This is a genomic window from Sinomicrobium soli (assembly GCF_003285545.1).
In the GTDB taxonomy this organism is placed as follows: domain Bacteria; phylum Bacteroidota; class Bacteroidia; order Flavobacteriales; family Flavobacteriaceae; genus Sinomicrobium.
In genome coordinates this window covers 1-1316 of sequence record NZ_QLNV01000040.1, presented here as the reverse complement: position 1 = coordinate 1316, position 1316 = coordinate 1, and the positions used below count along the sequence as shown (strand labels likewise).

The following is a 1316-nucleotide window of genomic DNA, read 5'->3' as shown; positions in this document are numbered from 1 at the left end:
CCTGCCTGTATCCTATGACTCAGACAAGTTTTGTTCATAAATTTTTTCTATAATTCTAAGGGACGTACCTCATTGTATCCACATAAGGTGTCCCTCTTTGGACTACCGCAAAAGCCCTTGCCAGCAGTTTGTTCCTTATGATGTTTAGGGTACTCATCTTGTTTTTTCCTTCCTGTACCCTTCTTTGATAATATGCCCTCATTTCCGGATTGGACTGGATGGCGGATGTGGCACACAGGTTCAATAATGTTTTCCCTTCCTTATTGGCTAAGTGGCTTACTTTGGTCCTGCCCCTGACACTTGTACCCGATCGGTTAGGGAACGGGGCTATTCCACAGTAGGAAGCAAACTTCCTCCACGATTTAAAGGCGGAGAACCCTGCTGTGTGAACAATAAGGAATCGGGCGGTAACGCCACCGATCCCCTTGACACTGGTCAAGAGCTTGTAGAGTTCCCATAACTCGGAATCCTGTTCGATTAACCTGTCCATCTCTTTTTCCAATAGGGTTATCTGCCTGTTAAGCACAGCGATGACCTCCTCTTGTGCCTGGAAGAGTATTTTGTTTTCCTGGTGGTCCAACACCCTTTTTTGCTCTCCCAATGTTGCCATGTGACCGCCTCTTTGTACAACCAGTTTTTTCCTCATGGACATGAGTCTTTTGAGAACCTCCAAGACTTCGGGACAGGGCTGGAAAGGGGTGATCTCTTCCCGGATCCTATACCCGTACAAAGCAATGCTTTTTGCATCAGCCTTGTCATCCTTCCCTCTGGTAATCCCCAAGGAGCGTTTGATGTCCAACCCTGGGGCTACATGGAAAAGGCAACCTGAACAAGTCAATAACTTGGTCAGAAGATGGGAATACAGCCCGGTATGCTCAAAAACGAACAATACGTTTTCTTTATTTTCACGCTCTTGCGCCCATTCCAACATCTTGGCAATCCCCTCAGAATGGTTTTCAAAGACCATGTGCACGTTCTTACAGTGCAGTTGGCAATCCAATGTTAATTTGCTCACATCGATGCCTACGACTTCGTTTATTTTCATAATTTTACAATGGTTTTATTATGGTTGCTTAAACTAAGACCTTTAAAAGGTGGGACTAAAATCCTATATGGTTCTGGCAACCGTTATCAAGAACGGGGACTGATACAGGCAATAGGCCATAAACCTGACCGGTCAGAAAGTTCACCCCGTTCTTTTTTGTTTACCCATAAAATTATGAACATTTTGTCAAGTTATTAGTCTCCCCCCAGACCCCCCCTCTTTCAACATCATCATTATAGATTTTATTTATATTTACAAATCTAAAGGCCGG

General features: G+C 44.2%; 1 protein-coding gene. It reads right to left on the bottom strand.

Features of this window, described 5'->3' with window-relative positions; translation table 11 throughout:
• Positions 1–55: 55 nt before the first annotated feature.
• Entirely contained in the window at positions 56–1045 is a 990-nt protein-coding gene (locus DN748_RS18930) for an IS110 family RNA-guided transposase (RefSeq protein ID WP_112373401.1), read from the bottom strand.
• Positions 1046–1316 lie beyond the last annotated feature (271 nt).